Source organism: Streptomyces sp. NPDC034037, assembly GCF_055575715.1.
Genome location: NZ_JBVISC010000012.1, coordinates 99,045 through 124,342, shown reverse-complemented (window position 1 = coordinate 124,342; position 25,298 = coordinate 99,045). Strand labels below are relative to the sequence as shown.

Sequence of the window (25,298 nt, the reverse complement as noted above, 5' to 3'; positions counted from 1 at the left end):
CGCATTTCTGGGGGGTTATGTCCTCCCCATGGAGCGCCTGAATTGTTAGGCTCGTGGTTTCGCCCACCCGTGAAGGAACATGCTTCTGGGTAGGGCGATGCTTTGTATTCCCAGTACCTACGAGGAGCACCTGTGACCCAGACCAGCGAGAACGTCACCTGGCTGACCCAGGAGGCGTACAACCAGCTCAAGGCCGAGCTGGAGCACCTGTCTGGTCCCGCGCGCACCGAGATCGCGGCCAAGATCGCGGCAGCACGCGAGGAGGGGGACCTGCGCGAGAACGGCGGGTACCACGCGGCGAAGGAGGAGCAGGGCAAGCAGGAGCTCCGCGTCCGCCAGCTGACCCAGCTCCTGGAGACCGCCAAGGTCGGCGAGGCCCCGGCCGCCGACGGTGTGGTGGCGCCCGGCATGGTCGTGACCATCGCCTTCGACGGCGACGAGGACGACACCCTGACGTTCCTGCTCGCCTCCCGGGAGTACGCGAGCGACGAGATCGAGACGTACTCGCCGCAGTCCCCCCTGGGCAGCGGGGTGAACGGCAAGAAGGTCGGCGAGAACGCGCAGTACGAACTGCCGAACGGCAAGCGCGCCGCCGTCAAGATCCTGGAAGCCAAGCCGTACCAGGCCTGAGCCGCACCGCAGAGCCAAGCAGCAGACAGGACACGGGCCCCCGCACCTCGGTCAGGTACGGGGGCCCGTGCTGTGTCCGGCCCTCGCCGGGGCAGCCGGACCCGGTCCTCGCCGAAGGGCGCCTGGGTCCGCCTTGACGCACCGTGGGGAATTCCTTCCAAACGCCCTCAGCGAAAGCGGGTGACTCAGGGGTTGCCCGGCCCCGCGCGGTACCCGGCCAGCTCGTCCAGGAGTACTGTCACCCGCGCCGTCATGCGTTTCGCATCGTCCAGCGTGATCCGGCCCAATGCGATCCGGTATTCGTCCACCGCGCAGCACCGGGGTCGCGGCTTCGCCCTACAGTCGATGGGCGGCTCCAGGCCGATGTCATCGAAGTCGACGCCCATGCGGCGAAAGGCGTTCACAAATGCGGTGCCTACGTCCTCCGCGGCTTCGCGGTCAGCGAGGGCCCAGTGGGAGCGGCCTACGAGTGGGTAGTCGTACTCCATGCATGCGCCTTCCACGGTGCGGTCCAAGTGGTGAGTGTGAAGCCGATTGCCTGGCCGTTCGAGCAGCGCGGGGCCGCCGGCGCGGCGAGCCGGACGCAGACGCGTGAGCAGTCCCGTGGCTGTCTGCCTCATCGCATGGAGACAGCCGCGATGAAGAACCCGATGGCGGCCAGGATCAGGGCGGTGCCCGCCACGGCCACCCGGCGGCCGTTCACAGGGGCCTCGGGGTTCGGGCGAGGAGTACCAGCAAGCGCACGTACTCGGCCGTCCTGCACGCGTGTTGGTGGAGCGTCTCGTCGTCGGTCTGTGCGGAGTACCTCGACGCCTCGACCTCGGCCTCGGCGCGCTTCGCGGCGATGATGGGCGTCTCGTACTGACCGATGTCCATCCTGAGCAGGTGGATCAGATCGTCGTGCACCTGATGGGCCAGGGCCGCCAGCTGATCGCTCCCCCGGGGGAGATCCTGCACTCTTTGGGCGTTCTCCACGAAGGTTTCCAGGTAGGCGTCATACCTGTCCCCGAGGATCTGGCGGGGGTCTCGCGTCTGGAACGGCCTCGGGTGACTCATGAGACCGGTACCACCGGGCGGTGTGCTGTTCTGGGGCCCGTGATGACCCACAGGCCGTGGTCTGTGAGGGTGAGCACCCGTCCGCCCAGGGATGTGCCCGGTCGTTTGGCCTCGACCCGGCGGTACGCCCCGGCCACCCAGATGTAGTCGCCCTCCTGGACGCTGTCCCCGTCCACCGTCGTGGGGACGGTGCCGCTGGGCGCGGCGTGCACCGCAGCGGCATGTGCCGGTGCGCAGCGGCCCGCCGGCACGTCACGGCTACGCCCGTCCCTGTCCTGGATGCGGAGTGTGTCGCCGTGGCAGCTGATCACCCTGGCGAACACCCCGCGCCCCGAGTCCCAGATCTCCTCGTCCGGCGCGAACTTCCGCACCCGCGGCGGAACATACGTTTCGCTCAGCCGCCGGCCCAGGGTGTGCGCCTGCGCCAGGCTGACCGACCCCAGCACGATGCGGGGCTCCTCGCTCAGCCAGTCCACGCGAATTTCCGGCAGGGGGGTACCGCCGTCAAGGAGCACCTTTCTCAGCGCTTCCAGGGTCGCCTGGGCCACGTTCGCGTCCTCGCTGATGGCGAACCGCGTGGGACACGTCTCCCGAGGGGAATCCATCGCCACTCCTCTCCGTAGCCGTTCCGCTACTCAGGTGGCTCAGCGTGGCCTACCCTTGCCATGTCCTCAACTTGCAGGCTTCGCACGGGTAGTTGGGCGGGAAGCAGTGAACCGAAAAGATCTGAACCCCGAGGAATCGCCCATCGCGGCGTTCGGTGAACGCCTGCGCAGGTCGCGGGATGAGCGGGGCTGGACGCAGGATGACCTCGGCGCCCGCATGGGTTACTCCGGGACGCACATCTCCGCCGTGGAAACTGGTCGGCGCCCCCCAACTCCCCGCTTCTCGGCAAGAGCCGACAAGGTGTTCGGTACGGGGGACAAGTTCGAACGGCAGGGCCGGGCCGCGCGGGACACGGCACTGCTGGAGGGTTTTCCCGAGTACCTCGGCTACGAGCGGCAAGCCGCGGAGATCCGGCTGTACGAAGTGGGCGTCATCCCTGGTCTCCTGCAGACACCGGAATACGCCGAGGCGTTGGCCGCCAGCGCGGTCAAAAGGGGTGCGATCACCGACGATCAGGCGCACGAACGGGTCTCGCTCATCACGGAGCGTCAGGCGTCGCTCATCAGGACGCCGCCACCTCTGGTCCTGGCCGTCCTCGACGAGAGCTGCCTTCGCCGTCCCATCGGCAACTCGGCGCTCATGGATGAGCAGCTGGCCCAGCTGCTGGAGTTCGCCGAGCTGCCGCACACCGCGCTGCAAGTCGCCCCGTTCACCATGGGGGCACGGCGTCCGTTCAATCTCCCCATCACCGTCCTCACGCTGGCCGACCGCTCCCTCCTGTCCTATGCCGAATCCGCCCAGCACAGCCACCTGGAGCGGGAAAGCACGTTCGTACTGCCAAGGCTTACGGCCTACCATCAGTTGCAGACCGAAGCGCTCTCGCAGAGGGCTTCCGTGGCCATGATCGAAGAACTTCGAAGGGGCACCTCGTGACCGACAACCCGCAGTGGTTCACGTCTTCGTACAGCGACAACGGCGGCCAGTGCGTTGAGGTCGCCGTCAATCTGGTCGCCTCGCGCGGCATCGTCCCCGTCCGGGACAGCAAGAACCCCGAAGGCCCCGCTCTGGCGATCTCCGACACCGCGTGGAACGTCTTCGTGGGCGCTGTGGGCGGCACCACGCGCTGACCCCATACGCCCAAAGCAAGAGCCCCCGTCCATATCCGTGACGGGGGCTCTCGTCGTCCGGCGCTGCCCGTCAGGCCGTCAGGCCGTCGCCGAGCGGTACTTGCGGACCGCCAGCGTGCGGAAGAGCAGGATGATCAGGATCGAGTAGAGCGCCGAGGCCCAGACCGGGTGCTGCATGGGCCAGGCCGTGGACGTCGAGACGCCCGGGTTGCCGAACAGTTCGCGGCAGGCCTGGACGGTCGCGCTGAAGGGGTTCCAGTCGGCGACATGGCGCAACCATGGCGTCATCTGGCGGGAGTCCACGAACGCGTTCGAGATGAATGTGACCGGGAAGAGCCAGATCAGGCCGCCCGAGGTGGCCGCCTCCGGGGTGCGCACGGTCAGGCCGATGAGCGCGCCGACCCAGGTGAAGGCGTAGCCGAGCAGGAGCAGCAGCCCGAACGCGCCGAGCGCCTTCGCGATCCCCTCGTGGGCGCGCCAGCCGACGAGCAGCGCCACGACCGCGAGGACCAGCAGTGTCAGCGCGGTCTGCACGAGGTCGGCGATGGTGCGGCCGGTGAGGACCGCGCCGCGCGCCATGGGCAGCGATCGGAAGCGGTCGACGAGGCCCTTGTGCATGTCGTCGGCGATGCCCGCGCCGGCGCCCGCGGTGGCGAAGGTGACGGTCTGCGCGAAGATGCCCGCCATCAGGAAGTTGCGGTAGACGGACGGGTCGGTGCTGGTGCCGATCTTCATGGAGCCGCCGAAGACGTAGCTGAACAGCACCACGAACATGACCGGCTGGATGAGCCCGAAAAGGATCATTTCGGGGATTCGGGACATGCGGATCAGGTTCCGCTTGGCCAAGACCAGGGAGTCCCTGATGGACTGGCCGATGCCCCCCGCGGGCCGGGGGCCCGTCGTGCGCATGGCGTCGGTGACGGTGCTCATGAGCCGCCCTCCGTGTTCTGGGTGTTCTCGGCGCCCTCCGCGACATGGCCGGTGAGGGAGATGAAGACGTCGTCCAGGGTGGGGCGGCGCAGACCGATGTCGTCTATCTCGACGCCCCGGACGTCCAGCTCGCGGATGACCTCGGCGAGCAGCTTGGCGCCACCCGTGACGGGCACGGTCAGCTTGCGCGTGTGCTCGGCGACGGTCACCTCGCCCTTGCCGAAGGCGCGCAGGACCTCGGAGGCGTCCGCCATGCGCTCACGCTCGTGCACCACGACCTCGACGCGCTCGCCGCCGGTCCTGGCCTTGAGCTCGTCGGAGGTGCCGCGGGCGATGACGCGGCCGTGGTCGACGACGCAGATGTCGTGCGCGAGGTGGTCGGCCTCTTCGAGGTACTGGGTGGTCAGCAGCAGCGTCGTACCGCCCGCGACGAGTTCCTGGATGACCTCCCAGAGCTGCTGGCGGTTGCGCGGGTCCAGGCCGGTGGTGGGCTCGTCCATGAACATCACGGGCGGTGAGACGACGAGCGCGGCGGCCAGGTCCAGGCGGCGGCGCATACCGCCGGAGTACGTCTTCGAGGGGCGGTCGGCGGCGTCGGCGAGGTGGAACCGGTCGAGCAGCTCGGCCGCCCGCGCCTTGGCCTCCTTGGCCTTCATCTGATAGAGCCGGCCCACCATCTGGAGGTTCTCACGGCCCGTCAGATACTCGTCCACGGCCGCGAATTGGCCGGACAGGCCGATGGACCTGCGCACCTCGTTCGGATGCTTGAGGACGTCGATCCCCGCGACGACGGCCTTGCCGCTGTCGGGTGTCAGAAGCGTCGTCAGGCAGCGGACCGCGGTGGTCTTCCCCGCGCCGTTCGGCCCGAGGAGTCCGAGCACGGTGCCTTCCGGGACATCCAGATCGACGCCGTCCAGTGCCCTTACGTCGCCGAACGTCTTCACCAGACCTTCGGCATAGATGGCGCCTGGCATGTGGGTTCTCCCAGTGGTGTGGGTGACTTCCTGGGGAAAAGCTTAGGTTTGCCGGACACCTCGCGCCCGGCGATCAGTGACGTGAGACACACCATAACGCGATACATCGCGAGTCCGCAGCTGTTTTCCCGAAAGTTCACCCCCTCCTTCTCCCCCGCGCTCTCCCCCGCCGGGCGGCGACGGCCGACCCGGCCCGGCCCTGGACTGCTCAGCCGATGATCGTGTAACCGGCCTCCCGGAGCGCCGAACCGACCTCCGCGCAGTGCTCGGGGCCCTTCGTCTCCAGGTGCAGCTCCACCTCCGCCTCCGTCAGACGCAGGCGCGGATCGGTGCGTACGTGGCTCACGTCCAGGACGTTGGCATCCATCACGGTCAGCACGCCGAGGAGCGTGGCCAGAGCGCCGGGGCGGTCGGTCAGGCGCAGCCGCAGCGAGAGGTAGCGGCCCGCCGCCGCCATGCCCTGGCGCAGGATGCGCTGCATCAGGAGCGGGTCCACGTTGCCACCCGAGAGCAGCGCGACCACCGGGCCCTCGAACGACTCCGGCCGGCTCAGCAGGGCCGCGACCGGACTGGCGCCGGCCGGCTCCACGACCATCTTGGCGCGCTCCAGGCAGAGCAGCAAGGCGCTGGACAGCTCGTCCTCGGAGACCGTCACGATGTCGTCGACCAGGTCCGCGATCAGCCGGAACGGCACGTCCCCGGGGCGTCCGACCTTGATGCCGTCGGCCATGGTCGCGGGGTGGGACATCGACACCGGGTGCCCGGCGGCGAGCGAGGGCGGGTAGGAAGCGGCGCCCGCCGCCTGCACGCCGACCACCCGCACGTCCGGGCGCAGCGCCTTGACGGCCACCGCGAGACCGGCCGCGAGACCGCCGCCTCCGACGCCGACGACGACGGTGCGCACCTCGGGGCACTGCTCCAGGATCTCCAGGCCGACCGTGCCCTGCCCCGCGACGATGTCGGGGTGGTCGAAGGGGTGGATGAACACCGCGCCCGTCGCGCGCGCGTACTCCTGCGCGGCGGCCAGCGTCTCGTCGACGACCTGGCCGTGCAGGCGCACCTCGGCGCCGTAGTCCCTGGTCGCCGCGGTCTTGGGCAGCGGCGCCCCGACCGGCATGAACACCGTGGAGCGCACACCGAGCAGCGAGGACGCGAGGGCCACTCCCTGGGCGTGGTTGCCCGCGCTGGCGGCGACGACACCGGCCGCGCGCTCCTCGGGGAGCAGTCCGGCGATGCGCACGTACGCCCCGCGCAGCTTGAACGAACCGGTCCGCTGGAGGTTCTCGCACTTGAGGTGCACCGGGGCGCCCACCAGCCGCGTCAAGTGCCGGCTGCCCTCCATCGCCGTCATCCGGGCGACTCCGGAGAGCATCTTCCGCGCGCCGTGCACGTCATCGAGGGTGACCGTCGGCAGGGACTGGGGCAAGCGGTGACTCATGTCGGCAAGTCTGGCAGCCGTCGCCCGGGGCCTCTCGCGGTGACCAAGGGTCGAGACCGTTGTGGGCGTAGGTTTGCGCAGCGCAGGTACGGTCCGCGCCGTGTCCGCGTACCCTGTCCCCCAACCCACCGCCCTCGCATGAAGTGAGCCCCCGGCCATGCCCACAACTCCGGACATGACGACCGCCAGCGAACCCGGTCTTCTCGACAGCCTGCAGCACCAGGTGGCGGTCTTCGCCCGCCGTGCCGAGCAGACCCGCCTCGGCGGCGTAGGCCAGGTCCGCAACTCCATGGACCGCGCCGCGTATCTGCTGCTCAACCGCCTCGACAAGGAAGGCCCGATGGGCGTCAAGGCGCTGGCCGCGAGCATGGGGATCGACTCCTCGACGGTCACCCGGCAGGTCGCCCCGCTGGTCGACACCGGGCTCGTCAAGCGCACCTCGCACCCGGAGGACGGCCGTGCCGTCGTGCTCCAGCTGTCGCCGCGCGGCCAGGCCAGGCTGGACGAGGTGCGCTCCTCGCGGCGCGAGCTGATGGCCGAGCTGACGCAGGACTGGGCCCCGGAGGAGCGGGAGAGCTTCTGCGCGCTCCTCACCCGCTTCAATGGCGCCCTCTCGGCGCGCCAGATGTCCCACGCGGCGCCCGGCGCGGAGGTTTCGGCCACTCCGGAGTCTTGACCCCGGCCCCGCGCCTGGCCTCATATGAGACCGGGACACTCCCTCGCCGGGGGTTGCCCTCTTCCCTGTGACCGGGAGGCGCGGTGCGAGGACGGCAGGCGCTCCAGGAAGCCCGCCGGGCCCGGGAGTTCGAGGCGTTCGTCGCGGGCGCGGCAGGCAGACTCTTGCATGCCGCGACGCTGCTCACCGCCGAACGCCCCGACGACAACCCACGCGCGCGTGCCCTGCTGACCGGCGCCCTCGCGCACACGTACGCCACGTGGGACCGCCCGCGCGGCGAGGACCCCTACGACCGCGCGCGCCGGCAGGTCGCCCTGCGCTTCGTGCGGGGCGCCTGGCGCCACCACCGCGGCCACGGCGGCGTACTGGAGCGGCTCGGCCCCCAGGAACGGCTGATTCTCGTGCTGCGGATGTACGAGGGGGTGGCCGAGGAGCAGACGGCGGCACTGCTCGGGCTGACCACCGAGCGGGTCCGGGTCACCTGCGCCCGCGCGATCGCGAGGACCCTGCACCCGCCCCGCGGGCCCGCCCCGGAGCTGAGCGGGGCCGCGCCCTCATGAGCCGGTACGAGCGCAAGGAGAGCGCCGTGCGGCGCCTCCTGGAGGGCGCGCAGCCGCCGGTCCCGCCCGAGCTGTGCGCGCAGGCGGTGCGGCGGGGCGGGCGGATGCTGCGGCGGCGCAGGGTCGTGCGGCGCCTGCTGTGGCTCGTCCTGCTGGCCGGTGCCGTCGCGTTCGCCGTGTGGGCGTCCGTGGCCCAGCCGTGGGCGCCGCCGCCGGCCGACACGACCCCGCCGCTCACCCGCTGGTGACCGGTGGCCTACCGGCCGGTGCCGAGGGCCTGCTGGAGGTCGGCCAGCAGGTCGTCGGCCGACTCGATGCCCACCGACAGGCGCACCAGGTCCGCCGGGACCTCCAGGGCCGAGCCGGCGACCGAGGCGTGGGTCATGCGGCCCGGGTGCTCGATCAGGGACTCGACGCCGCCGAGGGACTCCCCGAGCGTGAAGAGCTTGGCGCGGTTGCAGACCTCGACGGCCGCCTCCTCGCCGCCCTCGACGCGGAACGACACCATGCCGCCGAACGCCTTCATCTGCTTGGCGGCGATCTCGTGACCGGGGTGCTCCGGAAGGCCCGGGTAGAGGACCTGCGTCACGCGCGGGTGCCGGGTCAGCATCTCGGTGACCTTGGTGGCGTTCTCGCTGTGCCGGTCCATGCGCACCGCGAGGGTCTTGATGCCGCGCAGCACCAGCCAGGCGTCGAAGGGCCCGGCGACGGCGCCCATCGCGTTCTGGTGGTACGCCAGCTCCTCGCCCAGCGCGTCGTCGTTGACCACGAGGGCGCCGCCGACGACGTCCGAGTGACCGCCCATGTACTTCGTCATGGAGTGCACGATCACGTCCGCGCCGAGCGCGAGCGGCTGCTGGAGGTAGGGGCTGGCGAAGGTGTTGTCGACGACGAGGCGCGCGCCGGCGTCCCGGGCGATCTGCGCGACCGCGGGGATGTCGGTGATGCCGAGCAGCGGGTTGGAGGGGGTCTCCACCCAGATGACCTTCGTACGGTCGGTCAGCGCGGCCCGCACGGCCTCCGGGTCGGAGGTGTCGGCCACGGACCACTCGACGCCCCAGCGCGAGACGACCTTGGCGAAGAGGCGGAACGTGCCGCCGTAGGCGTCGTTCGGGATGACGACGTGGTCCCCGGGGGAGAGCAGCGCGCGCAGGAGGCAGTCCTCGGCGGCCAGACCGGAGGCGAAGGCGAGTCCGCGGCGGCCGCCCTCCAGTGCGGCCAGGTTCTCCTCCAGGGCGGTCCGCGTCGGGTTGGCGCTGCGGCTGTACTCGTAGCCGCCGCGCAGGCCGCCGACGCCGTCCTGCTTGTAGGTCGACACCTGGTAGATGGGCGGGACGACGGCGCCGGTGAGGGGGTCGGCCGTGTTGCCCGCGTGGATCGCCACGGTCTCGAAGCTCGGGGCGGTGGGCGTGCTGTGCAAATCACTCATGCGGCCTGAGCGTAATGCGCGGGAGGGACCTTTGGCGGCCCGGGCGCGGGGGTCGCCCTTCGGTGGGGGCGTCCGTCGGACATCCGGTGGGGACGGCCGCCGGACCATCCACCGGAACGTCCGCCGGGAGGTACGCCGGGAGGTCCGGTCGGTGCCGGTACGTCCCGGCAGGTTGGCCAATTGTCGGACCCGTCTGGTTCGCTTGTGCCATGGAGATTCTCTGGTTCCTGTTCGCGGTGATCATGATCGGTGCGGTCCTCGGGCCCGTGCTGCTGCGCAGGCGCGGCGGAATCAGGCAGGTGGAGCCGGGCTCCCCGGACGCCGCCGACCCGGCGGACTACGGCTTCGCGCGTCAGGAGGAGCTGGACATCCGCATGCCCGGCCCGGACGCCGACCTCGTCCAGGTCCTCGACCTCGTGCAGCGCACGCAGGAGTGGAAGGCCGCCTCGCAGTTGCTCGCGGGCACGGAGACGCACGGCGAGCTGCGCTGGCAGCGGGTGCAGGCCTTCGCGGGGGCGGCCTCCCTGGAGCTTCAGCACCGGCCCGGCGGCGTGAGCGACACCCCCGGCGGCCAGTGGCTGCGGGTGTGGCGGGCCGAGGCGCCCAAGGACGCGGGGGGCGCCGCGGTGCACGCGGAGTTCCTGGTGCAGCAGGCGTGGCGGACGGCGGTGCGGGGCACCGACGAGTTCCGGATCATCCTGGAGGAGGCCAAGGAGGCGTGCGCGCAGGCGGCGCTGCTCGCCCCCGGCGACCCCATCCCGTACATCATCGAGCTGTCCATCGCGCGTGGCCTCGCCTATCCGCGCGCGGAGTTCGAGCAGCTGTGGCTGAAGATCCTGGACCGCGCGCCCGCGCACATGGGGGCGCATTTGTCGGCGCTGCACTACTGGTGCGAGAAGTGGCACGGCTCGCGCGAGCTGGCGTACGCCTTCGCGGAGGCGGCCGCCGCGCGTGCCCCCCGGGCCTCCCTGCTCGCGGCGCTCCCGCTCTTCGCCGTCTACGAGCACATGCCCGAGGTCAATCTGGTCCGCGGCTTCTACGAGAGCGAGGTCGTCACCAAGGCCCTGGAGGGCGCCCTCTTCGCGGTGCACGCCGCGCGCCCGGACGACCCGATGCTGGCGCACGTCCGCCATCTCCTGGTGTTCTTCCTGGTCCGCTGCGAGCGCTGGGCGGAGGCGATGAACCAGCTGGTGCACGTGGACGGCCACGTCGGCGCCCTGCCCTGGACGCTCACCTCCGACCCCGCCGAGAGCTACGCGGTGTACCGCGCGCTGGCGGTGGCGGGCTACGAGGCGAACGGCGGCAGCCCGGCGACGCTGCCGCACTGACCCCGAGGAATGCCGGGGGCCGCCCGCACGTTCCCCTGATGCGTCCCCCGCACCCCTGTCAGGTCCCGTACGAGGAGAGACCCCCATGATCTTCGGCCGCACGCCCGAGCTCCCCACCCCCGAGCAGGCCCTGAAGGGCCGGGCGACCCCGGAATTCGAGGTCCCCTCCCGCCACACGGTCCTCGGCAACCCGCTGCTGGGCCCCTACCCCGAGGGCCTGGAGGTCGCGGACTTCGCGCTCGGCTGCTTCTGGGGCGCGGAGCGCAAGTTCTGGCAGACGGAGGGCGTCTGGACGACGTACGTCGGCTACCAGGGCGGCTACACCGAGAACCCCTCCTACGAAGAGGTCTGCTCCGGTCTGACGGGCCACACGGAGGCGGTCCGCGTCGTGTTCGACCCCACGCGCGTGTCGTACGCGGCGCTCCTGAAGCTGTTCTGGGAGTCGCACAACCCCACGCAGGGCTTCCGCCAGGGCAACGACGTCGGCACGCAGTACCGCTCGGCGATCTACACCCACTCCGCCGAGCAGGAGGCGGGCGCCAAGGCGTCCCTGGAGGCCTACCAGCGGGTCCTCACCGCCGCGGGCCACGGCACGATCACGACGACGGTGCTCCCCGCCGACCACAAGCCGTTCTGGCCCGCCGAGCCGTACCACCAGCAGTACCTGGACAAGAACCCCGACGGCTACTGCGGCATCGGCGGCACGGGCGTCCGCCTGGAGGACCCGTTCGAGACCAACTGGGGAGCGTCCTGCCCCACCGGCGTCGCTCCCGCACCGGAGGCGGCGGACCAGTAGATCCGCCGCAGCGGGCGCTCCGGCAGCGGCGGTTACCACAGGAGTCCTCACTCGGAACCCGTTTCCCGGCGGGTCACCACTCAAAGGGGGACCCCGTCGTCAGCATGGACGTTTCTCCACCCCCGGCTTTCCTTAAGATGTTTGCGTTGCCCCAGTCCCTGGTGACGGTCCCACGACCGTGAACTCCCGCCTCGCGGGAGCCTTTCCGCGAGGAACCCCATGGACAGCCACGATCCGTACGCAGCGACAGGCCAGGGCCCCGACCGCCCGGTCCCGGGAAGGCCGCCGCGCGCGAGTCGGCCTGTGCGCAGCTTCCTCACCCACGGCGTCACCGTGATCGAGATCCACGGTGACGTCGACGTGAGCACCGCCGCCGAGATCCAGGCGCACACCGATGCCGCCTCCGCCCCGCGAGGCGCCCGGCTGATCGTGGACCTGCGGCCGGTGACCTTCCTCGACTGCGCCACCCTCAACCTCCTCTGCCGCGCCCGGCACAGGGTCCTGCGGCGGGACGGACGTATGGCACTGGTCTGCGCGCACCCCTGGCACCTGCGGATCCTCGACACCGTGGGGCTCACCAAGCTCTTCGAACCCTTCGCCACCGTCCAGGACGCCCTGTCGGCGCACGGCCCGCCTCACCGGCACGTCAGTCCAGGGTGTGATGGGTGAGCACGTGGTCGGCGGTCTGGTGCAGGGGCTGGCCGTGGCGGAAGGCGTGCGCCCGCATCCGGGCCAGGGCGTCGTCCGGGGGCAGCCGGAACATCTCGGCGAGCGCGCCTGCGGCCATGTGGACGCTGGGCGGGTAGCCCTGCGGGCCGGGCCGGGTGGGGCGGTGCTCGGCGGTCAGCAGGTGGGGGTGCTCGTCGAGGGCGAGCAGGGCGAGGATGCGCGCGTAGGAGCGGGCCCGGGATTTCTGCCCGGCGGTGAGCAGGCCGGGCCTGGCACGGCACAGGTCTACCGCGCCGACGCACAGGTGGCCGGTGGCCAGGGGCAGCGCGGTGACGGAGCGCACCTGCTGCTCCGCGGCGGCCTGGGTGTACGCCGGCCACCGGGCGAACGCCTCGTACAGGTCCGCCTCTTCGACCGGCGCGCGCCGCACGTACGCGTCGGTGCAGGGGCCTTCGCCCGTGGTGAGCTGGGCGTCCTCCAGCCGCCGGGCGCGTTCGTCGGTGGCGTGGGCCATGAAGCGCAGCTCCCCGGCGACGACCAGGCTCAGCCCGAGGCAGTCGACCTCCAGGTCCGCCACGCAGGCCCGGGCGGCCGCGGCGAGGCAGACGCCGTCCTCGTCGGCGGCGATCCGGCGCCAGGCGGCGGCGGGGTCATCCATGGTGTGCCCAACGGTGGAGGGGTCAGGGACGCGGTACGGCTTCGGTGTCGAGCCGGCCCTCGATGAGCAGACGGCACACCTGGGACAGCCCGAGCTGCTGGGAGCGGGCGTAGCGGCGCAGGGCGTCGAAGGCCTCGTCCACGCCGGTGTTCCAGCGTTCGGCGAGGATGCCCTTGGCCTGTTCGATGACGATGCGGCTGGTCAGGGCCGCGTGCATCTGCGCGCGTTGCTGGTTGGCGTGGGCGACGGTGCGGTGCTGCAGGATGGCGATGGTCGCCACGTCCGCGAGCGACTGTGCGACCCGCGCGTCGACGGCCGAGAGGTTCTGCGCGCGGGCGTCGAAGAGGCTCAGCCCGCCGATGACCTGCTCGCGCAGCCGCATGGGCAGCGCGTGCGTGACGAGAAAGCCGCCTTCGCGGGCCCGGGCCGCGAAGACCGGGAAGGGGGCGGTCTGCGCGGACGAGAGGAGGTCGATGTTCAGCCGGGCCGTGCCGGTCCGGTGGCACTCCACGCACGGGCCCTGCTCGTGCTGGAGGGCGAAGAGTTCCAGCAGGCGGGTGTGCTCGTCGGAGGCGGCGATGAGCTGGAGCCTGCCTCCGGGATCCTCCAGGAGGACGCCCGCCGCCGACACGTCGAGCAGCTCGGTGCAGCGGGCGCACAGCGTGTGCAGGAAGTCGATCAGGTCGAAGTCGTCGACGAGTGTGTCGACCGCGTCGATGACGGCCGCCAGCAGGCGTTCTTCTCGAGTCATGGCCCTCAGTCCCTCCGCCGGCCACGAACGCCCGGCTCATCTCCGTCATCATGGTCAAAACGCACCCGCCGGGCCACCACGTCTTCGGCGACCTCGTTCAACGGCCGGCCGTGGCGGAAGGCGTACGCGCGCAGGCGGATCAGCGCCTCGGCCAGTGCCACGCCCGCCTGGACGCTGATCATCCCGGCGGCCTGGTGCACGGCGGCCCGGTAGAAGTGCGAGGTGTCCGCCGCGGCGGCGAACGCCGCCCACGGCTCGGTGTCCTGGACGAGCGCGGCGGTCAGCGCGTTCGTCACGATCCACGCGTCCGCCAGGGGTGTCTCCGCCGGCGGTCCCGCCGCGGCGCGCTGCAAGGTCAGGACGCCCAGGCAGGCCCCGCCGAGGTCGAGCGGGAGGCAGAACACCGCCCGGATGCCCAGCTCCAGGGCCTCGGGCAGCAGGGCGGGCCATCGGTCCGCCGGTTCGCGCGACAGGTCGGGCACCGAGACCGCCGTGCCCGACGCGGCGACCTGCGGGCCCGGTCCCTGGCCCAGCGTGTACTGGAGGTCCTCCAGGCGGGTGCTGGGGCCGCGGGTGGCCCAGAGCAGTTCGCTGAGCCCGCCGCCGAGGGTCACCGACACGGCGACCCCGTCGACGCCCAGCGCGCGGGCGCACAGGTCGGGGTCGGCCCCGACGAGCCCGGCGCTGCCGGGGGCCGGGCGCAGGCTCTCCAGTACGGCGGCGAGGTCGCTCCCGGCCACTGCCCGCACCCCCTTGCCCGAGCGGATCCGCTCGGAAATCGGCTCTGTCACTCTATGCCCGGCCGGGGCCCTGCCGGGGCGGACGCGGGCCACGCGGGGCCGGGAACGGGCGGCTTCGCGGATGCGGGTCCGCCGGGAGCGTACGGTGGAGGGGCAGGATGCCCGCACCCCAGCAGATGATTCGCCGCGTACGCGGGGAGTTCCGCCGGCTACGCGGAGGGTTCCACCGTGTACGCGGAGGGTTCCGCCGCGTACGGCAATCCTGACATTGGCTTCCGATCATGGGCGGCATCGGCGGTGAGTGCCAAAGATCGGAAGCACGGTCATGTACACACGCCCGGGCCCGCCCGCGGGTGCCCTCCCCTTCGTCCCTCTCCCGTGACGGCCTTCCGGGCGGCAGCCACCGAGCTGGCCGCCCTCCACGCGAACCGCCCCGACCCGTCGAGCAGTCTCGTCCGCGCGTGCCGGCGGGAACTGAGTCACGCCGGCTCGGTCGGGCTGACGCTGGCGGCGGACGCGGCGCTGGCTCAGCGGGTCTCCCTGGCCGCCGCGGGCCCACTCGCCGTCCGGGGCGAAGCCCTGCAGATCAACCTGGGCGAAGGGCCGTGCGCCGAGGCTCTGCGCCGTGGGCAGGCGGTGCTCGCCCCCGACCTGCACGACCCGGACCACACCGGCGACTGGCCGGTGTACGCCCAGCAGGCCCGCGCGCACGGCATCCGCACGGCCTTCGCGTTCCCGGTCGCCCACCCGCCGGAAGCCGATCCCCGGCCCGGCCTCGTCCTGTCCGTCTACCGCGACCGGCGCGGTGCGCTGTCCGACGCGGATCTGGCCACGGCCCGTACCCATGTCCACGCGGCCGAGCTTCTTCTCCTGAGCGTTCCGGTGCCCGGTGAGGACGACGTGACGGACGGCTGGCTCCTGCCTGCCGAGGCGGTCGTCCACCAGGCCACCGGCATGATCAGCTACCGCCACGCCGTCACCGCCGGCCAGGCCCTGGCCCTGCTCCGCGCCCACGCCCACGCCCGCCAGACCGACCTGGCCGACCTGGCCCACGCCGTCGTCCACCACGGCCTGCACCTACCGGCCCCACCACCCACCAATCCGTGACGACGGCTGGGGCCTGGCGCCGTCAGTCGACTCCGAGGTCCCGCCGCATCACGTGGCGCAGTTCGGCGATGGTCGCGTCGTTCGCGGCCTCCGCCTCGGCGTAGGCCGCGCTGTCGGCCGTCGCCCCTTCAAGGATGCGGTCCCGCGTCGTGCGCAAGGCGATGAACGCCGACCTCGCCGCCTCGACGACCTCCGACGGGGCGATGATGGCCAGCTGGTGGCGGATCTCGTAGGCGCCGGGCGCGAGGAAACCGTCGCGGACCTCGCGCGCGTACTCCTCGCTTCCGCGGGCCGCGCCGTCGGTGGTCCGCGCGCATTCGTGGAGTGCCGTACGGACGCGGGAGAGCGCCGCCGTGTACTCCGCGTACAACTGGCGTCGTGTCGTCGTCGCGCGGTCCTCGCTCTCCCGCCGCCACCGGATCCGGTCGGCCAGGAGTGTCGCGCCGACACCGATCCCCGCGCCCAGCAGCGTACTCACCGGCGAAATCCACTCCATGGGAACGCGACTCTAACGGCCCTCCCCCGCCCCTCCACCGCCGGCGAATCCGTCTCCGGCCGAGATTTCCGAGGCCGGGGGCGGCGAGGGGCAACAGCGGGCGTACCGCGCGATGTTGGTCAGGCGACGCTCGCCTTCACGCGGCCAGTCGTACCTCGCCCCAGGAAGACGTCCTGGACGGCCTCGCGGTGGGGAGGGCGGTCAGTTGGCGGTGGGCCAGGGAGAGGAGGTCGGAGAGGCCGAGGCCCAGGGCGTGGGCGGCGGCCGCGAGGACCTCGGAGGAGCCTTCCTTGCGGCCGCGCTCCAGCTCGGAGAGGTAGGGCATGGAGATCTGCGCGGCGTCGGCCACGTCCTTGAGCGTGCGCTCCTGCGCCAGGCGCTCGCGGCGCAGGACGTCACCCACGACGTCCCGCCAGAGAGGTTCCTTGGGGCGCTCCTCGACCGGTCGCAGGGGGATCACACGGGCTTCGTTCGGCTTCCGCCGCTCCTGGCTGCTCATCCTCCCAGCCTAGGAGCCAACCGCCCGGCGAGTCGCGCGGGGTGTTCCGCCACCCGCGAAATCCCGCCGACCGCGCCGCGTCGGGCCCCGCGCTACTTCGCCGCCGAGCCCACCGACGTCGCGTCCCGGCCCCAACTGGCCAGCAGCCGCAGGCCCTGCGCCGACGCCGAGTCCGGCTCCGCGTGGTACATGACCAGGGACTGGTCGCAGTCGTCCGGCAGCCGCAGCGTCTCGTACGCCAGTGTCAGCTCGCCCACCAGCGCGTGCCGCATCCGCTTGACGCCGTGGCCCTTCTCCCGCACGTCGTGCGTGGCCCACAGGTTCCTGAACTCCTCGCTCTTCACGGAGAGTTCACCGACGAGGGCGGACAGCTGCGGGTCGTCGGGATAGCAGCCCGCGTCCATGCGCAGGAAGCTCACGATGTCGGACGCCTTGTGCTCCCAGTCCACGAAGAGCTCCCGCGAACGTACGTCCAGGAAACAGATACGTGCCCAGTTGCGGTCCTTCGGCGCCAGCTCGCCCCAGTCGCCGAAGAGCGCCGCGGCCAGCGTGTTCCAGCCGAGGATGTCCGTCCTGCGCCCCACGACGTACGCGGGCACGCCGTCCAGGGAGTCCAGGAGCCGGCTCAGCGCGGGCCGCAGATACTGCTGGCGGGTGGCCCGCTTCTTCTTCGCCGCCTTCGGCTTCGCGAGCCGCGTGAGGTGCGCGTGCTCGGCGTCGCTGAGCCGCAGGGCACGCGCGATGGCGTCGAGCACCTCGCCCGAGACATTGCGGCCGTTGCCCTGCTCCAGGCGCGTGTAGTACGCGACGGAGACCCCCGCGAGCTGCGCCAGCTCCTCGCGGCGCAGCCCCGGCACCCTGCGGTGCCGCCCGAAGCTGGGCAGCCCGACGTCCTGCGGCTGGAGCCGCGCCCTGCGGGTGCGCAGGAACTCGCTCAGCTCGGCGCGGCCGTCCAGGGACACGGCCTCGGCGCCCCGGGGGTGCCCGGCGGTGGCCTCGGGGTTGTCGTCCATGCCTTCCATTGTCCCAGGCCGTGTGCGCGTGTCACCGGTCGTAGGCCCAGGAGCCTGACCCCGTCAGTAGTAGGACCGCTGGACGTAGGCAGAACGGGTGGCTGGGTGATGTCGCAGGTCAAGGGCAGTGTCATAGGTATGACTGAGCAGATCACCACCGTTTCCGCCTACGCCGCCCCCGCCCCCGACGCACCCCTGGAGCGCACCACCGTGCCGCGCCGCGCCGTCGGCGAGTTCGACGTCCTGATCGACATCAAGTACGCCGGTATCTGCCACTCGGACATCCACCAGGCCCGGGACGGCTGGGGCGAGGGCATCTTCCCGATGGTGCCCGGCCACGAGATCGCCGGCGTCGTCGCCGAGGTCGGCCCCGGGGTCACCAGGTTCGCCGTCGGCGACCGCGTCGGTGTCGGCTGCATGGTCGACTCCTGCCGCGAGTGCGAGAACTGCCGGGCGGGCCTGGAGCAGTACTGCGCCAAGGGCAACGTCCAGACGTACAACGCGCTGGACAGGAACGGCGAGCCGACCTACGGCGGCTACTCCACGCACATCGTCGTGGCCGAGGCGTTCACCCTGCGCATCCCCGACGGGCTCTCCCTGGACGTCGCCGCGCCGCTGCTGTGCGCCGGCATCACCACGTACTCCCCGCTCAGGCGCTGGGAGGCGGGCCCCGGCAAGAAGATCGCCGTCGTGGGCCTCGGCGGGCTCGGCCACATGGCCGTCAAGATCGCGCACGCGATGGGCGCCGAGGTGACCGTCCTCTCGCAGTCCCTGCGCAAGAAGGCCGACGGCGAGCGGCTGGGCGCCGACCACTACTACGCGACCAGCGACGACGCCACCTTCGAGCGGCTCGCGGGGTCGTTCGACATGATCCTGTCCACCGTCTCCGCGCCGCTGCCGCTGGACAAGTACCTGGGGCTGCTGCGCCCGGAGGGTGCCTTCGTGAACGTCGGCGCCCCGGAGGAGCCGGTCTCCCTCAACCTGTTCTCCGTCATCGGCGGCGGCAAGACCCTCGCCGGCTCCATGATCGGCGGCATCCGCGAGACCCAGGAGATGCTGGACTTCTGCGCCGAGCACGGGCTCGGCTCGGAGATCGAGCTGATCCGCGCCGACCAGATCAACGAGGCGTACGAGCGGGTCCTGGCCAGCGATGTCCGCTACCGCTTCGTGATCGACGCGGCGACGATCTGACGGCCTCCGTGGCCTGACGACCCCCGTGGCCTGACGGCCGCGTGGCCTGAAGACGCCTCGGTCGCGGGACCTGGTCCGCTGGGCGCGGCGGAACCGGGACCCGTGACCGATACGGGCGCCGGGTGCCCCGGCCTAGCGTGGGCCGTGTCCGCGCGGGGTCCGCGTCCGCGCGGGAGCACGCGGGTTTCCGGCACACGAGGAGGTCACACGATGTCCATCGAGTTGAACCACACGATCGTCCCGGCCATGGACAAGAAGGCGTCGGCACGGTTCCTCGCCGACATCCTGGGCCTCGAAGTGGGCCCACCGCTCGGCCCGTTCCTGCCGGTGGAGATCCCCGGCGGGGTCACCCTCGACTTCTACGAGAGCGACGGCGGCCCGATCACCCCGCACCACTACGCCTTCCTGGTGTCCGAGGACGAGTTCGACGCGATCTTCGGGCGCGTCAAGGAGCGGGGCCTGCCCTACGCGGCCGACCCGCACGGCCACCACCCGGGTGAGATCAACACGAAGGACGGCGGCCGGGGCGTCTACTGGGACGACCCGAACGGCCACCGCCTGGAGATCATCACGAAGCCGTACGGCAGCGGAAGCTGAGCCGGCACGAAACGGCGCCGACGGATACCGGCGATACGTGATCGCCGGTTCCGTCGGCGCCGCGCCGCGGGAACCGCGCCGACCGGGGTCGACGCGTCAACGGGGCAAGATCACTTGCCGTAGTACGCGTTGAGGATCGACACCGTCGACTTGTTCCCCTTCTTGTCCGTGATCTTGGCGTGGAAGGAGATCCCCTCGCCCTTCGCGGGGTTCTTCACGCTGACCTTCCCGGACCTGACCTTCACTTCCTTCCACGTCTGGCCGTAGTCGTAGGACACGTAGACGTAGAGGGTCTTGAGGTTCGAGCCCGCCGCCGCGCCCTGGACCGTGACCGGCACGGACTGGGTCCTGCCGGCCTCCGCCCTGCTGCGCAGGTCGACCGCCGGGCTGAACCGCGCCGTGGAGACGGGCAGGCTCGCGCCCTCCACCTTCTTGGAGCGGAACTTGAAGCTCGCGTCGACCCGCGTGGTGGCGGCCGCCACCTTCACGGAGCGCTTCACGGACGTCTTCAGCTCGTACGCGGCATCGCCCGCGGGCACCTTGAACGGCTGCGCGCCGACCAGCGGGTCCTCGTTCTCGCCGACCTTGGTGCCGTTGCGGTACAGCGTCGTCTTCGCGGACGTGTAGAGCGACGAGCCCACGTGGTTGGCCCCGTCCGCGAACAGCGGCAGGGAGCCGAAGATCTCGTTGCCCTGGCGGAAGACACCGAGGTCGCCACCGATCCGCGGCCCGAACACGGCCGTGTTGAACGTCTTCTCGTAGCTCTGGCCGGCCTTGAAGGTCTGCGCGGCACCGAGCGTGTAACCCGCGTCGACGATGGGCCAGCCGTCGGCGTCGAGTCCGGCGTGCTGCTCCATGGTCATGCCCCACTTCACCTTGTCCGCGGTGGACAGGTAGAGCGTCCGGGTGGTGGGCAGCGGCCGGGGAATGCCGATCGACGAGCCGCTCGAGCTGCCCGGGATGGCGCCCAGGGCATTGAGCGCGCCCTTCTTGCCGCTGGACGACGCGCCGAGGCGCGCCGTCACCTTGGCCAGCTCGTTCGCCTTGAAGTGCCGGGTGTACCCGGTCGCGAGCTGCTTGACCTTGCCGCCGGTGACGACGTCGTACTCGGTGTCCTCACCCTGGGTCCAGTGCCCGTCCCACTGCTGGAACAGCGAACCGTCGGTGATCTGCGGGCCGAGATGGGCGGTGCGGAAGTTCGCGTACGAGTCGAGGAACCAGCCGAAGCCGTAACCCGCCTCCGCGGTCTCGATGTTGAAGTCCGGCGCGGCGAACTGCATCTTCGCGCCCGCCGCCGGCACCGTGACGTCCACCGGCTTCGTCGTCCGCGCGTCCAGCGTCACCGTGGTGTTCCTGGTGATGCTCAGCTTGGGCTGGGCGATCCAGTCGGCGCCCTTGGCGAAGTCCGCCGGGTCCACGGTCATCCCGGAGTTCAGGATGTAACCACCCTTGGGCACGCGCACCTTGATGGTGCCCGACGCGTCGAACGGGTCGTACGACTCGTCCTTGGCGAGCCCGCTGACGCCTTCGAGGTCGACGTCGTAGTCCTTGGCCGGAGCGCCGTCGCGGCCGATCAGCTTCAGCGTCAGGTCGTAGGACTCGACCTCGTTGTCCACCACGGCGGCAGTCCGCACGGACTGCCCGTCGCCGGTCGCGACGACGTACGCGGAGTACGTGCCGTCCAGGGCGGCGCCCCGCTTGGGGTCGGCGGTCAGGTCGACCGCGGCCGTGCCGCCCGCGGGGACGGTCACCTTCTTCGCGCCGAGGGCGAAGAAGCCGGACGGGGCCGGGCGGCCCTTGGGGTCGCTGCCGGAGACCGTGACGTCGAGGGTGACGTCCTTCTTGCCGACGTTCCTGTACGTCACCTTCTTGGTGACCGACTTGTCGTCGGCGTGCGGCCACCGCTGCGTGCCGAAGCCGACCGACACCGGCTCGGCGAACACGCTCTGCTTGATGGCCCTGTCGACGGCGATACGGCCCGAACCCTGCTGGAACGGCGTGTACTTGCCGCCCTTCGTGGACGCCGTCAGGGCGCCCTTCAGCTCGGCGTACTTCCAGTCGGGGTGCTGCTGCTTCAGCAGGGCGGCGGCGCCCGCGACGTGCGGGGTCGCCATCGACGTACCGGAGATCGTCAGATAGCCCTCGGGCTGCTGGCCGACCTCCTTGTCGAGGACGCTGCCCGACGCGGCGGCCGCGGTGATGTCCACGCCCGGAGCCGTCACGTCCGGCTTGATGGCGCCGTCGCCGAGGCGCGGGCCCTGGCTGGAGAAGTCCGCCAGCTTGTCGTCGCCGTCGACCGCGCCGACGGTGAGCGCGGAGTCCGCGCTGCCGGGCGAGCCGACCGAGCCGGGAGCGCCGTCGTTGCCGGCGGCGATCGCGAACAGGATGCCCTTGTCCGCGGAGAGCTTGTCGACCTGCGCTTCGAGCGGGTCGACGCCCGGGGTGTCGCCGCCGCCGAGGCTGAGGTTGACGATGTCGGCGCCCTCGGCCGCCGCCCAGTCCATGGCGGCGATGACGCCGGAGTCCTCGCCGTAGCCGTCGTCGCCGAGGACCTTGCCGTTCAGGAGCTTGGCGCCGGGCGCCACGCCCTTGAATTTGCCGCCCGACTTGGCGCCCGTGCCGGCCGCGGTGGACGCGACGTGCGTGCCGTGGCCGTAGCGGTCCTTGGCGTCCGGCGAGGGCGTGAAGTTCTTCTCGGCGACCACCTGGCCCGCGAGATCCTGGTGAGTGGTGTCGATACCCGTGTCCAGGACGGCGATCTTCACGCCCTTGCCGTCGAACCCGGCGGCCCAGGCCTTGTCGGCGCCGATCTGCTTGACGCTCTTGTCCAGGCTCGCCTTGCGGACGCCGTCCAGCCACACGTGGCGGACACCGGCGGCGGCGGTACGGGTGTCGCCCTTGCCGCTGGTGAGCGCGGCCCACAGGTCGGCGGCGTCCCGCCGGGGCGTGGTGAGCGCGTCGGCGTTCAGCGACTTCAGGGTCCTGCGGACCGTGGTGTCACCGGCGGAGCGCACCTCGGCCCGGGCGCCGGTCGCGGCTCCCCGGTAGCCGACGATGACCTTCAGGCCCTTCTTCTGGGCCGCGCGGTTGCGCTTCTTGTTCAGCTCGGTGACGTCGAACAGCCGCTGGTCGATCCGGCCGTCGGCTATCAGGCGGCGCGCGTCGGCGGGTATCAGCAGCGTGTGTCCGCCACTGCGCCGGACCTGTACGGGGATGTGCTCGCGCCCCTTGGCCCGGTCGAGTCCGACCACGCGGCCCTCGGCGTCCAGGACGGCCCGGTCGCCGGTGATCAGCGTGAGGTGGGTGCCGGCCCCGGCGCTCGCGCCCCGGGCCTGGTAGGCGGGCCCGCCCGGCGTCGGCGCCGCGGTGGCCGGGCTGGTCATGCCCGCCGCCAGTGCCACGGCCGCCGCCGCGGCGACGGTGGCCCCGCCCGCTCTCTTCACTTGTCTGTGCAAGTCTCCCCCTGGAGGTTAAGGAGCTGTCGCCCCTCGGAGAGAGAAGTATGCCGATGGTCGAACATCTGCTCAACAGTGGGGCGAAAGGGGAGAGTTGGCGCCCCTGGTACGGGTGTGGACACAGGCGCGGCCCGCACCCCTCCTCGGAGTGCGGGCCGCGACCGTGCCGTGCCGATGGGACGGCACCGCGGGTGGAATCAGACGGCGGAGCCGGCCTTCCACTGCGCCCAGTCCATGTTCCAGCCGTTGAGGCCGTTGTCCGGGGCGATGACCTTGTCGCCGGTGTTGCGCACGTCGACCACGTCACCGGTGATGGTGTTGTCGAAGAACCAGGCGCCGGGCTTGCTCTTGTCGCCCGCACCCTTGGCGTCCTCGAGGCCGATGCAGCCGTGGCTGGTGTTGGCCTGGCCGAAGATCGACGGCGAACCCCAGTAGTTGCCGTGGATGAACGTGCCGGAGGAGGACAGGCGCATGGCGTGCGGCACGTCCTTGATGTCGTACTCGCCCTTGCCGTCGCCGTCCTTGAAGCCGACGGTCGCGCCGTCCATGCGGGTCTCCTTGAACTTCTCGGAGATCACCATCTTGCCGTTGTACGTCTTGTTCTCGGGCGAGCCGGCGGAGATCGGGATGGTCTTGACGACCTTGCCGTCCCGCGTCACCTTCATCGTCTTGGTCTTCGCGTCGACGATGGAGACCTGATTGCGCCCGATCTTGAACTGGACGGTCTTCTGCTGCACGCCGTAGACCCCGTCGGCGCCCTCGACGCCGTCCAGGTTCAGCTTCAGCGTGACCGTGGAGTTGCCCTTCCAGTACTGCTCGGGGCGGAAGTCCAGGCGGTTGTTGCCGAACCAGTGGCCGACGACTTCCTGACCGCTGGTGGACGACACCTTGATCGCGGACTGGACTTCCTTCTTGTGCGTGATGCCCTTGTCGAAGCTGATCGACACGGGCATGCCGACGCCGACCGTCGAGCCGTTCTCCGGCGTGAAGTTGCCGATGAAGCTGTTGGCCGGCGAGACGGTCGTGAACGTCGAGTTCTCGTGCGCCTTGCGGCCCTCGGAGTCCTCGGCGGTCGCCGAGATCCGGTACTTCGTGGCGCGTTCGAGCTGGGCGGTGGGCTTCCAGCTCGTCTTGTCGGCCGATATCTGACCGGCCACGGCATGGCCGTCGGCGGTCTTCATGGTCACCGAGCTGAGCGTGCCCTCGCTGACCGTGACCTTCGCCGCGCTGTTGATACTGGCGTTGTCGGAGCCGTCCTTCGGCGCGATCTTGATCTGGGCGGCGGAGGTCTTCTTGGCCGCCGCCTCGTCGACCTGGTTCTGCGACTCCTTGCCGCCGGAGGCCTTGTCGCCGTCGTCGCCGTTGCACGCCGAGAGCACCAGCACGCCGCCCACGAGAGCGGACACGGCCGCCAGGCCCCTGCGTCCACGTACTCGTCCGCGGCGCCTACTGTCCGTCATCACACGCATCTCCATAGTTGCCGAATCCCCGAATGCCGCCGAAATCCCGACCCGCCCCGGGAGTCCCTCGTAACCCCGCATAACGTCCTGCCCGGTTCGTCCCGTGCCACTACCGGGCGGACTGTGGGGAACACCACGTCCGCGGTACTGGAACCGTCCCGTGCCTCCACTGTGCGGCATGGGACGGCTCACACGAAAACGATCACCGTGCGGGGGCGGGACGACGGGACCCCGGACGGCGGTCGCTGTCCGGGGTCCCCGATTCCGGATCTTCCAATCCGGTAATCGCCGCCGAGCACTTCAGTCACGCGTCCGACCACACCGGTGACTACACCAGCTCGTCGTCCTCGTCGTCATCATCCTCGTCCGCCTCCCAGTCGGGCGAATCGGGGTCGTAGTCGATCAGCTCGCTGCTCCACGAGGCCTGCGTCAGCTCGATCCCGGGAACCTCGTCGACCAGGTCGAACGGATCCACCAGATAGGCGAGCGCCTCCGCCACGTCCTCCTTGACGGCGGCCTGCGCGTGCGCGCGCTCCTCGGCGGGCATCCGCTCGTCCTGTGCGACGCGGTCCAGCGCGGCACCCGTCAGCTTCCGGGCGTCATCGACCTCCACCACCATTTCAACCCGCAGTCGCACAAACCGTGATGTCTCGTCTCCAGTCATATGACGGAGCGTACGGCCCGGGCGCCCCGCGACTTTCCCGCGACCCGCGCCTTTCACTACCATCGCCCCACACGGCCAATTCGCCAGCACCACAAGGGGGATCCGATTCCGTGTCCGCACGTCGATCCATGCTGACCGCCACCGCCGCCGGAGCCCTCCTCGGCGCCCTGTGGTTCGTCCCCTCCGCGAACGCGACACCCACCCCCGCGCACGAGAGCGCCCAGGGCGAGCGGCCCGCGGCCTCGCCGGCCCGGCCCCACGAGGCGACCCCGACCACGACCACGGCGACGACCACCGCGGCCGGCAACCTCGCCGACACCGGCGCCTTCGACACCACCCCGTACGTGATCGGGGGTACGGCCTTCCTCGGTCTCGGGGCGGGCTTCGTCGCCTACTCCGTACGCCGGGAGCGCACGGGCGGCGCCCGGGGCGCGGCCTACTGACCGGC

29 protein-coding genes are annotated in these 25,298 nt (G+C 71.2%); 13 read left to right on the top strand and 16 right to left on the bottom strand.

Annotated elements, in window-relative coordinates:
* The first annotated feature begins 132 nt into the window (after nt 1-132).
* Nucleotides 133-630, top strand: a complete 498-nt coding sequence (gene greA / locus ACZ516_RS31375; protein ID WP_469012958.1) for a transcription elongation factor GreA — start codon at nt 133-135, stop codon at nt 628-630.
* 185 nt (nt 631-815) lie between these two features.
* Here the strand turns inward: greA and ACZ516_RS31370 are convergent, their stop codons facing one another.
* The 3 genes from ACZ516_RS31370 to ACZ516_RS31360 all read right to left on the bottom strand — a co-directional run bounded on the left by ACZ516_RS31370 (nt 816) and on the right by ACZ516_RS31360 (nt 2,291).
* Nucleotides 816-1,145, bottom strand: coding sequence for a hypothetical protein (locus tag ACZ516_RS31370; protein WP_469012957.1), 330 nt, complete (start codon nt 1,143-1,145; stop codon nt 816-818).
* A gap of 184 nt (nt 1,146-1,329) precedes the next feature.
* Nucleotides 1,330-1,686, bottom strand: coding sequence for a hypothetical protein (locus tag ACZ516_RS31365; protein WP_469012956.1), 357 nt, complete (start codon nt 1,684-1,686; stop codon nt 1,330-1,332).
* A complete protein-coding gene (locus ACZ516_RS31360) occupies nt 1,683-2,291 on the bottom strand; it encodes a hypothetical protein (protein WP_361077442.1) in 609 nt (202 codons plus the stop codon). The genes ACZ516_RS31365 and ACZ516_RS31360 overlap by 4 nt, the downstream gene beginning before the upstream one ends.
* A gap of 106 nt (nt 2,292-2,397) precedes the next feature.
* On the opposite strand from ACZ516_RS31360, the gene ACZ516_RS31355 reads away from it, so the two are divergent.
* Both ACZ516_RS31355 and ACZ516_RS31350 read left to right on the top strand, forming a co-directional pair.
* Nucleotides 2,398-3,225, top strand: a complete 828-nt coding sequence (locus tag ACZ516_RS31355) for a helix-turn-helix domain-containing protein (RefSeq protein WP_469012953.1) — start codon at nt 2,398-2,400, stop codon at nt 3,223-3,225.
* Nucleotides 3,222-3,419 (top strand): DUF397 domain-containing protein, encoded by a 198-nt coding sequence (locus tag ACZ516_RS31350; RefSeq protein ID WP_469012950.1) that lies wholly within the window; start codon nt 3,222-3,224, stop codon nt 3,417-3,419. The genes ACZ516_RS31355 and ACZ516_RS31350 overlap by 4 nt, the downstream gene beginning before the upstream one ends.
* Before the next feature lie 78 nt (nt 3,420-3,497).
* Here ACZ516_RS31350 and ACZ516_RS31345 read toward each other — a convergent pair whose 3' ends face one another.
* The 3 genes from ACZ516_RS31345 to ilvA form a co-directional block, all read right to left on the bottom strand.
* A complete protein-coding gene (locus ACZ516_RS31345) occupies nt 3,498-4,349 on the bottom strand; it encodes an ABC transporter permease (RefSeq protein ID WP_469012949.1) in 852 nt (283 codons plus the stop codon).
* The gene (locus ACZ516_RS31340; protein WP_469012947.1) at nt 4,346-5,323 is read right to left on the bottom strand and encodes an ATP-binding cassette domain-containing protein; all 978 of its coding nucleotides are present in this window, start codon (nt 5,321-5,323) and stop codon (nt 4,346-4,348) included. Before ACZ516_RS31340 ends, ACZ516_RS31345 begins: the two co-directional genes overlap by 4 nt.
* A 208-nt stretch (nt 5,324-5,531) precedes the next feature.
* The gene (gene ilvA / locus ACZ516_RS31335) at nt 5,532-6,761 is read right to left on the bottom strand and encodes a threonine ammonia-lyase (protein WP_358584722.1); all 1,230 of its coding nucleotides are present in this window, start codon (nt 6,759-6,761) and stop codon (nt 5,532-5,534) included.
* Between the two features lie 157 nt (nt 6,762-6,918).
* Between ilvA and ACZ516_RS31330 the strand changes: the two genes are divergently transcribed.
* The 3 genes from ACZ516_RS31330 (at nt 6,919) to ACZ516_RS31320 (ending at nt 8,245) form a co-directional block, all read left to right on the top strand.
* Nucleotides 6,919-7,437 (top strand): MarR family winged helix-turn-helix transcriptional regulator, encoded by a 519-nt coding sequence (locus tag ACZ516_RS31330; RefSeq protein ID WP_358584720.1) that lies wholly within the window; start codon nt 6,919-6,921, stop codon nt 7,435-7,437.
* 83 nt (nt 7,438-7,520) lie between these two features.
* Nucleotides 7,521-7,997, top strand: a complete 477-nt coding sequence (locus ACZ516_RS31325; RefSeq protein ID WP_361077455.1) for a sigma factor-like helix-turn-helix DNA-binding protein — start codon at nt 7,521-7,523, stop codon at nt 7,995-7,997.
* Complete coding sequence (locus ACZ516_RS31320; protein WP_361077458.1) at nt 7,994-8,245, top strand: hypothetical protein; 252 nt, start codon at nt 7,994-7,996, stop codon at nt 8,243-8,245. The genes ACZ516_RS31325 and ACZ516_RS31320 overlap by 4 nt, the downstream gene beginning before the upstream one ends.
* 8 nt (nt 8,246-8,253) lie before the next feature.
* Here the strand turns inward: ACZ516_RS31320 and ACZ516_RS31315 are convergent, their stop codons facing one another.
* Complete coding sequence (locus tag ACZ516_RS31315) at nt 8,254-9,426, bottom strand: cystathionine gamma-synthase (RefSeq protein WP_361077461.1); 1,173 nt, start codon at nt 9,424-9,426, stop codon at nt 8,254-8,256.
* Nucleotides 9,427-9,635: 209 nt separating this feature from the next.
* On the opposite strand from ACZ516_RS31315, the gene ACZ516_RS31310 reads away from it, so the two are divergent.
* The 3 genes from ACZ516_RS31310 to ACZ516_RS31300 all read left to right on the top strand — a co-directional run bounded on the left by ACZ516_RS31310 (nt 9,636) and on the right by ACZ516_RS31300 (nt 12,219).
* The gene (locus ACZ516_RS31310; RefSeq protein ID WP_358912030.1) at nt 9,636-10,754 is read left to right on the top strand and encodes a hypothetical protein; all 1,119 of its coding nucleotides are present in this window, start codon (nt 9,636-9,638) and stop codon (nt 10,752-10,754) included.
* Nucleotides 10,755-10,839: 85 nt separating this feature from the next.
* Complete coding sequence (gene msrA, locus ACZ516_RS31305; protein WP_469012943.1) at nt 10,840-11,550, top strand: peptide-methionine (S)-S-oxide reductase MsrA; 711 nt, start codon at nt 10,840-10,842, stop codon at nt 11,548-11,550.
* Between the two features lie 303 nt (nt 11,551-11,853).
* Nucleotides 11,854-12,219, top strand: coding sequence for an STAS domain-containing protein (locus ACZ516_RS31300; protein WP_469012941.1), 366 nt, complete (start codon nt 11,854-11,856; stop codon nt 12,217-12,219).
* Here ACZ516_RS31300 and ACZ516_RS31295 read toward each other — a convergent pair.
* From ACZ516_RS31295 to ACZ516_RS31285, 3 genes are read right to left on the bottom strand one after another with little or no spacing between them, the layout of a single operon-like run.
* Nucleotides 12,197-12,877 (bottom strand): VOC family protein, encoded by a 681-nt coding sequence (locus tag ACZ516_RS31295; RefSeq protein WP_361077466.1) that lies wholly within the window; start codon nt 12,875-12,877, stop codon nt 12,197-12,199. The genes ACZ516_RS31300 and ACZ516_RS31295 overlap by 23 nt on opposite strands.
* 22 nt (nt 12,878-12,899) lie before the next feature.
* Entirely contained in the window at nt 12,900-13,628 is a 729-nt protein-coding gene (locus tag ACZ516_RS31290) for a GAF and ANTAR domain-containing protein (RefSeq protein WP_361077469.1), read from the bottom strand.
* A gap of 5 nt (nt 13,629-13,633) precedes the next feature.
* Entirely contained in the window at nt 13,634-14,368 is a 735-nt protein-coding gene (locus ACZ516_RS31285; protein ID WP_361077471.1) for a GAF and ANTAR domain-containing protein, read from the bottom strand.
* 378 nt (nt 14,369-14,746) lie between these two features.
* Here ACZ516_RS31285 and ACZ516_RS31280 point away from each other — a divergent pair, with 378 nt between their 5' ends.
* On the top strand, nt 14,747-15,475 hold the full coding sequence (locus tag ACZ516_RS31280; protein ID WP_469012938.1) for a GAF and ANTAR domain-containing protein: 729 nt from the start codon (nt 14,747-14,749) through the stop codon (nt 15,473-15,475).
* Between the two features lie 22 nt (nt 15,476-15,497).
* On the opposite strand, the gene ACZ516_RS31275 is transcribed toward ACZ516_RS31280, so the two are convergent.
* The 3 genes from ACZ516_RS31275 to ACZ516_RS31265 form a co-directional block, all read right to left on the bottom strand.
* Nucleotides 15,498-15,953 carry a hypothetical protein gene (locus tag ACZ516_RS31275; protein WP_361077477.1) on the bottom strand — a complete coding sequence of 152 codons (456 nt, stop codon included), beginning with the start codon at nt 15,951-15,953 and terminating at the stop codon, nt 15,498-15,500.
* A gap of 154 nt (nt 15,954-16,107) precedes the next feature.
* On the bottom strand, nt 16,108-16,470 hold the full coding sequence (locus tag ACZ516_RS31270) for a helix-turn-helix domain-containing protein (protein ID WP_358584709.1): 363 nt from the start codon (nt 16,468-16,470) through the stop codon (nt 16,108-16,110).
* A gap of 92 nt (nt 16,471-16,562) precedes the next feature.
* A complete protein-coding gene (locus ACZ516_RS31265; protein ID WP_358912032.1) occupies nt 16,563-17,483 on the bottom strand; it encodes a helix-turn-helix domain-containing protein in 921 nt (306 codons plus the stop codon).
* 138 nt (nt 17,484-17,621) lie between these two features.
* On the opposite strand from ACZ516_RS31265, the gene ACZ516_RS31260 reads away from it, so the two are divergent.
* Both ACZ516_RS31260 and ACZ516_RS31255 read left to right on the top strand, forming a co-directional pair.
* Complete coding sequence (locus ACZ516_RS31260) at nt 17,622-18,674, top strand: NAD(P)-dependent alcohol dehydrogenase (RefSeq protein WP_469012936.1); 1,053 nt, start codon at nt 17,622-17,624, stop codon at nt 18,672-18,674.
* 210 nt (nt 18,675-18,884) lie between these two features.
* On the top strand, nt 18,885-19,271 hold the full coding sequence (locus tag ACZ516_RS31255) for a VOC family protein (RefSeq protein ID WP_469012933.1): 387 nt from the start codon (nt 18,885-18,887) through the stop codon (nt 19,269-19,271).
* A gap of 110 nt (nt 19,272-19,381) precedes the next feature.
* Here the strand turns inward: ACZ516_RS31255 and ACZ516_RS31250 are convergent, their stop codons facing one another.
* The 3 genes from ACZ516_RS31250 to ACZ516_RS31240 form a co-directional block, all read right to left on the bottom strand.
* Complete coding sequence (locus tag ACZ516_RS31250; protein WP_469013054.1) at nt 19,382-22,714, bottom strand: S8 family peptidase; 3,333 nt, start codon at nt 22,712-22,714, stop codon at nt 19,382-19,384.
* Nucleotides 22,715-22,923: 209 nt separating this feature from the next.
* A complete protein-coding gene (locus ACZ516_RS31245) occupies nt 22,924-24,186 on the bottom strand; it encodes a L,D-transpeptidase (protein WP_358584700.1) in 1,263 nt (420 codons plus the stop codon).
* 328 nt (nt 24,187-24,514) lie between these two features.
* Nucleotides 24,515-24,850 carry a hypothetical protein gene (locus ACZ516_RS31240; RefSeq protein ID WP_358584698.1) on the bottom strand — a complete coding sequence of 112 codons (336 nt, stop codon included), beginning with the start codon at nt 24,848-24,850 and terminating at the stop codon, nt 24,515-24,517.
* Between the two features lie 128 nt (nt 24,851-24,978).
* Between ACZ516_RS31240 and ACZ516_RS31235 the strand changes: the two genes are divergently transcribed.
* Nucleotides 24,979-25,293, top strand: a complete 315-nt coding sequence (locus ACZ516_RS31235) for an LPXTG cell wall anchor domain-containing protein (protein ID WP_469013051.1) — start codon at nt 24,979-24,981, stop codon at nt 25,291-25,293.
* Nucleotides 25,294-25,298: the final 5 nt, after the last annotated feature.

Bases quoted from the DNA above. Each gene is read 5' to 3' on its own strand.
- ACZ516_RS31365 (WP_469012956.1), bottom strand. From the start codon at position 1,686: ATGAGTCACCCGAGGCCGTTCCAGACGCGAGACCCCCGCCAGATCCTC.
- ACZ516_RS31360 (WP_361077442.1), bottom strand. From the start codon at position 2,291: ATGGATTCCCCTCGGGAGACGTGTCCCACGCGGTTCGCCATCAGCGAG.
- ACZ516_RS31345 (WP_469012949.1), bottom strand. From the start codon at position 4,349: ATGAGCACCGTCACCGACGCCATGCGCACGACGGGCCCCCGGCCCGCG.
- ACZ516_RS31340 (WP_469012947.1), bottom strand. From the start codon at position 5,323: ATGCCAGGCGCCATCTATGCCGAAGGTCTGGTGAAGACGTTCGGCGAC.
- ilvA (WP_358584722.1), bottom strand. From the start codon at position 6,761: ATGAGTCACCGCTTGCCCCAGTCCCTGCCGACGGTCACCCTCGATGAC.
- ACZ516_RS31330 (WP_358584720.1), top strand. From the start codon at position 6,919: ATGCCCACAACTCCGGACATGACGACCGCCAGCGAACCCGGTCTTCTC.
- ACZ516_RS31320 (WP_361077458.1), top strand. From the start codon at position 7,994: ATGAGCCGGTACGAGCGCAAGGAGAGCGCCGTGCGGCGCCTCCTGGAG.
- ACZ516_RS31315 (WP_361077461.1), bottom strand. From the start codon at position 9,426: ATGAGTGATTTGCACAGCACGCCCACCGCCCCGAGCTTCGAGACCGTG.
- ACZ516_RS31310 (WP_358912030.1), top strand. From the start codon at position 9,636: ATGGAGATTCTCTGGTTCCTGTTCGCGGTGATCATGATCGGTGCGGTC.
- msrA (WP_469012943.1), top strand. From the start codon at position 10,840: ATGATCTTCGGCCGCACGCCCGAGCTCCCCACCCCCGAGCAGGCCCTG.
- ACZ516_RS31295 (WP_361077466.1), bottom strand. From the start codon at position 12,877: ATGGATGACCCCGCCGCCGCCTGGCGCCGGATCGCCGCCGACGAGGAC.
- ACZ516_RS31290 (WP_361077469.1), bottom strand. From the start codon at position 13,628: ATGACTCGAGAAGAACGCCTGCTGGCGGCCGTCATCGACGCGGTCGAC.
- ACZ516_RS31270 (WP_358584709.1), bottom strand. From the start codon at position 16,470: ATGAGCAGCCAGGAGCGGCGGAAGCCGAACGAAGCCCGTGTGATCCCC.
- ACZ516_RS31265 (WP_358912032.1), bottom strand. From the start codon at position 17,483: ATGGACGACAACCCCGAGGCCACCGCCGGGCACCCCCGGGGCGCCGAG.
- ACZ516_RS31260 (WP_469012936.1), top strand. From the start codon at position 17,622: ATGACTGAGCAGATCACCACCGTTTCCGCCTACGCCGCCCCCGCCCCC.
- ACZ516_RS31255 (WP_469012933.1), top strand. From the start codon at position 18,885: ATGTCCATCGAGTTGAACCACACGATCGTCCCGGCCATGGACAAGAAG.
- ACZ516_RS31245 (WP_358584700.1), bottom strand. From the start codon at position 24,186: ATGACGGACAGTAGGCGCCGCGGACGAGTACGTGGACGCAGGGGCCTG.
- ACZ516_RS31240 (WP_358584698.1), bottom strand. From the start codon at position 24,850: ATGACTGGAGACGAGACATCACGGTTTGTGCGACTGCGGGTTGAAATG.
- ACZ516_RS31235 (WP_469013051.1), top strand. From the start codon at position 24,979: ATGCTGACCGCCACCGCCGCCGGAGCCCTCCTCGGCGCCCTGTGGTTC.